Origin of the sequence: Diplocloster agilis (assembly GCF_019042275.1) — a bacterium.
GTDB classification, from domain to species: domain Bacteria; phylum Bacillota; class Clostridia; order Lachnospirales; family Lachnospiraceae; genus Diplocloster; species Diplocloster agilis.
On record NZ_JAHQCW010000077.1, the window covers coordinates 1 to 6,995 of the forward strand.

A 6,995-nucleotide genomic window follows, 5' to 3' on the forward strand; every position below is an offset into this window, starting at 1 on the left:
CAAGAGCCTCTGAACCGGGAACACATCACGTGTTCCTGGTGAATAGGCTCGGTTCCTGAACCCGGCTTTCCGATTTCACTTAGCGTATTCCAGCGCAAGTCCTCCGCGTTCCCAGGGAGATACAAAAGAACCCGGCCACCCGGAGCGTCCCCGGATACCGCCCACGGTTCCAAGCTCTAAGCAGCAGGCATGTGAAGCCCCCAGGAAGAGCGCTAAGTTAGTGTGACAGTCCCCGGTGAATAGGCTCGGTTCCTGAACCCGGCCGCCCGGAGCATTCTCTTTATTCCAAATACAAATTCATATTTACCGTAGAAAAATCTCTCCGGTCCACAATCCCGTTGACCGTTCCCTTCCGCACGATAATGATCCGGTCGCAGATTGCGGACATCTCCTTAAAGTTAGCGGAAATCATAAGGATACCAATCCCGTCCTCCGCCATCCGGACGATCTCTCCGATAATCTGTTCTTTCAGCAATACGTCCGAGTTTTCCGTTGGATTCATGAGCACCAGAAGTTCCGGATGGAACAGTTTGATTTCCCCGATATACAGCTCAAACAGTTCCTTGTTCGTCAGCTGTTCCACATGTTTTTTCAGAATATCCGGTGAAAATCCCAGGTCTTCCGCCTTTTCATTTTCCAGATGCATCTCGATCTTCCGGCTCAATATCCCAAGCGGGGTCTTTGCGGCTTTTTGCTGGGCAAGGAACACATAATTCTGAGAAACCGGCAGATTTTCAAACAGCTCCTCTTTGATATTGGCTTTATGCATAAAGCAGGTTCTATTGCGTACGGTTCCCCGGTCCCGGAGGAACTGCCTGTTCACGGCCTGACCATTGCGGTATATACCGCCGCTTTCGATCCGGGCTTCCCCCATTAGAATGTCGATAAATTCCTGGTTCCAGCGGCTGGACAGGGACAGGATTCCCACGATTTCTCCTTCTTTCACCTCCAGGGATATCTGCTTCAGACGGTCGCTTGTGACCTCTGCAAGCCGCAGAATCTCTTTTGCATCGGGCAGCTTTTTTCTGTCATAGAGACTGTTCTCCTTGATCTCATAGCCGACCATCCACTTATAAATCAGCTGCTTGTCGAACTTATTCTTTGGAAGCCGCCGCACGGAGCGCCCGTCCTTAAGAACCAGTATCTCATCTGAGAGCTGCATGACATACTCCAGATTACTGTGGATGAAGATGAACGCCACTCCTTTTTCATAGCTCGAACAGATCAGCTCCTTTAACTCCCGGATGTCCTGATCATTGTAAGTATGCCCCGTACAGTCCAGGATCACCAGCCTGGCCCCTCCGGCTAATACCTTTGCGATTTCCAGGCGCTGCTTTTCATTATCTTCCAAAATACTGCAGGGACTGCCGGGGCGGGCATCCACATGCACCCTCTTTAATATCTTTTCGCTGTTTTCCCTGATTTTTTTCTTACGGACGATAAAATCCCTGATCGGATGATTCTTTAACACACACAGGTTATCCGCAATGGACAGCTCGTCCACCAGGGAATTCTCACTTCCAAGATAAGCAACCTTACCGGACAGAATATCGCGCCTGGCGGATGGGATCTTCACTCCCTCCAGGTAAATATCCCCGCCATCGTAACCAAGCTGTCCTGCCAATATACGCATGAATGTGGTCTTTCCCGAATTATCAAGACCCACAATCCCCACGGTCTGTCCCTCCAGCACATGCAGCCATGCGTCCATCAGCACCTGGTTCCGGTCGAACATCTTTTGTATATGCTCTGCTCTTATAATTTCATGAACCATAATTATTTTCCTGACTCCTGCTCTGGTGGATGACCTCATCCAGAGTGATCTCTTTTTGTCCCGCATCCACCACGGGCAGTGTGATCACCACGTCGGTACCGTTATCCAGCATACTATACACATGGATTCCGTATTCGTCTCCGAAACACAGCTTAATCCTTTGATTTACATTATATAACGCGATCCCGCTGCCCCCGTCCTCGGTTTTCTCTGAAAAGTCGATCCCCTTTTGCAGCCGCTCATTCATTTCCAGCAGTTTGTCCTCCCGGATGCCGCTGCCGTCATCTGAGATCACCAGCACCAGCCGCTGATCCGTGACCGCAATAGAAATGGTGATCGTCCCCTTCCCAATCTTATTCTCCAGCCCATGAAAGATCGCGTTTTCTACGATCGGCTGTATGATCAGTTTCGGCATCCGGAAACCAATGATCGCGTCCCGGTCCTCCATATCCACCTTCAGATTGATCCTCTCCCCAAAGCGGAACTTTTGGATCAGATAATAGTTCTGTATATTATTCAGCTCGTCCTCAAGGGTTACCAGGCTTCCCTTACTGCTGATACTATAACGGAAAAAATTTCCCAGGGCCTCCGTCATATCCGCGATCTCATCCATCCCCTCGATCAGCGCCTCCCCCCGGATCGATTCCAGCGTATTATAGAGAAAATGCGGGTTGATCTGGCTTTGCAGCGCATTCAGCTCCGCCTGTTTTTTCAGCACCTTCGCCCGGTATTCCCGGTTCATGCTCTCCTGCAAATACTGGAATACGTATTCCATTTTATCATTGATCTCCATCGTCTGGGTATCCTGTCCGCCGGAATCCTCCAGACTTTTCTGATACAGTTTTTCCAACGTCCTGTCCGCCTTACCGACCGGAACATGTACCAGAACCATCTGCAGCAAAAAGAAAACCGCCAACGCGCCCAACAGGCACCATCCGGCAATCCCGACGCGCCATTGCCGGAACAGAATCCCGAAAGCCACGGTAAACAAAACCATCAGAGCATTGGACACGTATATCTTTCTTTTCACGTTTCTCATCTTATCCTCCAGGTGTGTAAAAGGGGACATGTCCATTTCGTCTCATATCACAAAAGGGGACATGTCCATTTTGTCATTTACGGACCGGCGCTCCTAAATCCACAAGCCGGCCCTTAGGAATGCAGTTTCCGGTATACGGTCGGATTGATACCTACCACTTTAGAAAACAGCTGGCTAAAATATTTTGCATTGGCATATCCCACCTGCTCCGCGATTGCCGCTATGGATTCATTGGTATCTTTCAGCATTGATTTCGCCTTGGCGATGCGTATGTCCGTCAGATAATCATTGAAATTCACCCCTGTACTTCGCTTAAACAGCACGCTGAGATAGACCGGATTCAAATCCACAAGCTTCGCCATCTCCTCCAGGCTGATGTTCTCCTGATAGTGTTCCCTGATATAATCTTTTACGACCCGCACCGGCTTTTTCTCCTGATTCCGCTTGCCGGCCTCGTATTTTTTCAAAAACGCATTTAAATATTCCAGCACATAATTTCGGATAGATGACCGGTCTGCATACTTCCGGATCTGGGCATACAGATCTTCTTTTTCCGCTTCCAGCTCCGTATCGCTGATATCTTCAAAATCCACCGCCTCAAAGACAACCCGTATCAGCTGCTCCACATTTTTATAGTACAGCCTGTAATTCTCCGGTTTCTCATTGCCTATCATCCGAAAGCATTCCCGAAGCATATAATCAAATTTCTTCAGATCCAATGCCTCCACCGCCGCCTTTAGGGCATCCTCGCCTTTCATATTGACCGGCAAGGGCGAATCTTCTTTTGGCAGACCGGTTTCCGGTAACCGAATCACCTGGTTCGCTCCCAGAACCAGCCGGCTGCCCAGGTGCTCGAAGGTCTCACGCAGCTTGTCCGCACATTCCGCGAAATCCTGAAACGGAGCGGACACCGTCATGGTCACAACATAACCGCTGAAGGAACCGCTGTACTTTTGAATTTCCGAAAATAGTTGGTTCCACAGTTCTTGCTGCTGCGCTTTCTCTTGGCTATTTTCCTCCCGGAACTCACAGATTCCGGCGATCACATTATGGATCAGACCGTTCGCATTCCAGCCTGCCGCTTCTGCCTCTTCCAAAAACTTTCTGATCTTCTTCAGAACCGACCGGCAGAGTCCCTCGGCTGTCTCTTTCTCCACATCCTCTACCCGCTCATAATCCACACTCAGTGCATAGCACTGATAGACCGGACCGGAGAATGAAAAATGATACTTTTCATTTACCATAGCTATATCAACCGCGCCGGGATTCTCCCGTGACAGCAATGTGACGATAAATTTATTCTGTATAATTTCCTGGCTTAATTTGTGTTCCTTCTCCATCAGCGCGTAATCCGATACCTGTTTTTCTTTTTCCAGCCGCGCCGAACAAATCTTGGCCAGAATCTGATTCAGTTCTTCCTTATGAATAGGCTTAAGCAGATAATCCTCCACCCCGTATTTCAAGGCGTTATAGGCATACTCAAACTGTTTGTAGCCGCTCACCACGATAAAGTTCACAGGCCGTTCCATCTGAACCACCCGTTCAATAACCTGCAGCCCGTCCATTCCCGGCATCCGGATATCCGTGATCACGATATCTGGCTCATATTTCTCGATGAATTCCAGCTCCTCTATTCCATTCGCCGCTGTGGCCACCAAACTAACGTCCAGATGTTCCCAGTCGATCAGTTTTTCAATCAGTCTGCACACTCTGTCTTCATCATCTGCAATTAGTATCTTCAGCACCGTTCTCCATCCTTTCCAATGCTCCATGTTTCCTGACGTTACCGGCCATGCACCTTCGATCCTGATCATGCACGCTCCGCGCCAAAGGCAGCGCTCCGGCGCGGACACCTTATCTGCCGATATTATATCATACCCCGGCAAACAGCCGCAATGTTCTGTCAGAGCAGTTCCCCGCCGCAGTTTAAAAATTTTCGCAGCACCTTATCCAGGCACCAGCAAAAATCAATCTTTTTCACGGAGCCCGCCGCATAGATGGGCGTCACCTGGTACAATTCCCCCGCCACATAATACTGCGCATTCCCAACGATGGTCCCTTCCTCCACCGGCGCTTCCAGCATATCCGGGACCTCATACTCCACATTCACCTGTTCATCCGGGCGCATCAGCAGATTCAGATCCTGCTTTTCCATCCGCAGGTCCACGGTCGGAATCTGTCCATCCTTCACACTTACAGGATCAAAGGTTTTGCCATCCTCAGAAATATGCCGGTACTCATAATTGTCCAGCCCGTACTGCATCAGCTTCTGGGTGTCGGCCCATTTCCACGTCTTATGAGGCGGCCAGCCGCAGGCCAGTACCACCGATATAAAAGTCCTGTCATCCCTCTTTAAAGCCCCCACAAAGCAATAACCCGCTTTACCGGTAAAACCCGTCTTAATCCCGATCGCCCCGTCCATCTGATTCAAAAACGCGTCTTTATTATTCACCGTAAAACTTCTCCCTCCGTCGATATCGGAAAAAGAGTAACTGGGGGTATTGGTAATCTCAATAAACTTCTCATTCTGAATCGCATAACGGGCAATCAGGGCCAGATCCGACGCCGTCGTATAATGCTCATCCGAATCCAGGCCGTTGGGCGTCACAAAATGCGTCTGATAAGCGCCGATATCCCTCGCCTTCTGGTTCATCATATCCGCGAACCCTTCCACACTGCCGCCGATATGCTCCGCCACCGCCACCGCCACGTCATTATGGGATTCTAACATCAGGGAATACAGCAGATCCCTCAGCAAATACTTCTCCCCGGTCCGTATATTCAGCTGAACATCCGGCTGAGAAGCCGCCAGCTTAGACACCTCCACCACATCATCCAGATTCCCGGATTCCAGCGCCACCGTCAGTGTCATAATCTTCGTCGTGCTCGCCATCGGCAGCTTCGCACTCCCATCCTTTTCATATAAAATACGCCCCGAATCAGCATCCATCAGCACTGCCGACTGGGCGTACAAATCCATATCCTCCGCCAGCGCAAGCCCCCGCCCCTGTGCGCCAACACCACATACGATTAATAAAAAAGCCAGAATCTTTCTCCACATATTAGATTCCCATATCCGTCTTTTCTATAATCTATTATAAATACCGAAAGTTTATACCTACTTCCGCCTCTCTATCATCCCTAACGCCACTCCTGTCATCCCTTACAACTCTCCGCCTATCCTATCACATCCGCCAATTCCACCCAGGTCACGCTGATGTCCGCCGCCCCCTTCGTACACACCGCCATCTGATATTCCCGGTCCAACCGCTCCAGCCGGAACTCAAACTCCCCCTCCACAGCCGATTGTTCCACCCATATCTTCTCCCCCCTGTGAACGGTAAACTCCTCAATCGGCAGATGAAACCCCATTCCAACCGCCTTCACAAAACTCTCCTTTAACACCCACTGTTCACAAAACGCAGCCCCTCTGTCGGCCTTTCCTTTCCCCTCCACGAACTGCCGCTCCTCATCCTGAAAAAATCTCCCGGCCACCTTCCCGTCGTACCCCTTTACTTTTTCAATATCCAATCCAACCTCCACATCAGCCACCGCGCACCCCGCCACACTGCCGGAATGCGTCAAACTGATACACATCCTCCTTAAGCCCGCACCTTCCCGGCCTCCCCCTGCTTTCCCATCCTCCAAAAATCCCCCATCCATATCCATAACCACTTCCGGCTTACCAAACTCATTCTGCCGTGTCCTCACCTTCCCCACATACCCCGGATTCCAAGCCCGCACCCCATACTCCAGCAGCAGCCCCGCCCCCAACGACAGCCTCTGCCCCTCCTCTGTCCGTATTCTTTGCGCCTTCGCCCTCCGCTCCTCAGAAACACTCTCCCAAAACCTCTCATCGTTCAAATCCAAGAGATCAACCCTCATCAAATATATCTTTACTTCCTTCATAAACCCGTTCTCCTTCCCTACCGCCAATCCATCAGTCTCCAAACTCCGCCAGCCCCAACATCTCCCACAACGAACAATCTATTCCCAACCTCATTATCTAACTATAACCAAAATTCCTCCTCAGCGCAAACCCCCAATCCAAATACTAAATCTTCCTCCCCAAATTCCCATCCCCCAAAACATCCCCCTAAGCCTTCACCAACAAAGGAGGAGCGGGAGCATGGAGGCCGGTTGGTTCTGCGGATGGAACGGTTTCTTCCCCGCAGAACCAAC

The 6,995-nt window shown here is 50.4% G+C and carries 5 protein-coding genes; all 5 read right to left on the reverse strand.

Features of this window, described 5'->3' with window-relative positions:
- Positions 1 to 280 precede the first annotated feature (280 nt).
- Positions 281 to 1,774, reverse strand: coding sequence for an ATP-binding cassette domain-containing protein (locus KTH89_RS24415; protein WP_238723438.1), 1,494 nt, complete (start codon positions 1,772 to 1,774; stop codon positions 281 to 283).
- On the reverse strand, positions 1,764 to 2,813 hold the full coding sequence (locus tag KTH89_RS24420; protein ID WP_238723439.1) for a sensor histidine kinase: 1,050 nt from the start codon (positions 2,811 to 2,813) through the stop codon (positions 1,764 to 1,766). The genes KTH89_RS24415 and KTH89_RS24420 overlap by 11 nt, the downstream gene beginning before the upstream one ends.
- Before the next feature lie 113 nt (positions 2,814 to 2,926).
- On the reverse strand, positions 2,927 to 4,627 hold the full coding sequence (locus KTH89_RS24425; protein ID WP_238723440.1) for a response regulator: 1,701 nt from the start codon (positions 4,625 to 4,627) through the stop codon (positions 2,927 to 2,929).
- Positions 4,628 to 4,716: 89 nt separating this feature from the next.
- A complete protein-coding gene (locus KTH89_RS24430; protein ID WP_158344051.1) occupies positions 4,717 to 5,874 on the reverse strand; it encodes a D-alanyl-D-alanine carboxypeptidase family protein in 1,158 nt (385 codons plus the stop codon).
- Positions 5,875 to 5,990: 116 nt separating this feature from the next.
- Positions 5,991 to 6,722: a 4'-phosphopantetheinyl transferase family protein gene (locus KTH89_RS24435; protein WP_238723441.1), complete on the reverse strand. Its 732-nt coding sequence runs from the start codon at positions 6,720 to 6,722 to the stop codon at positions 5,991 to 5,993.
- Between the last annotated feature and the right edge of the window lie 273 nt (positions 6,723 to 6,995).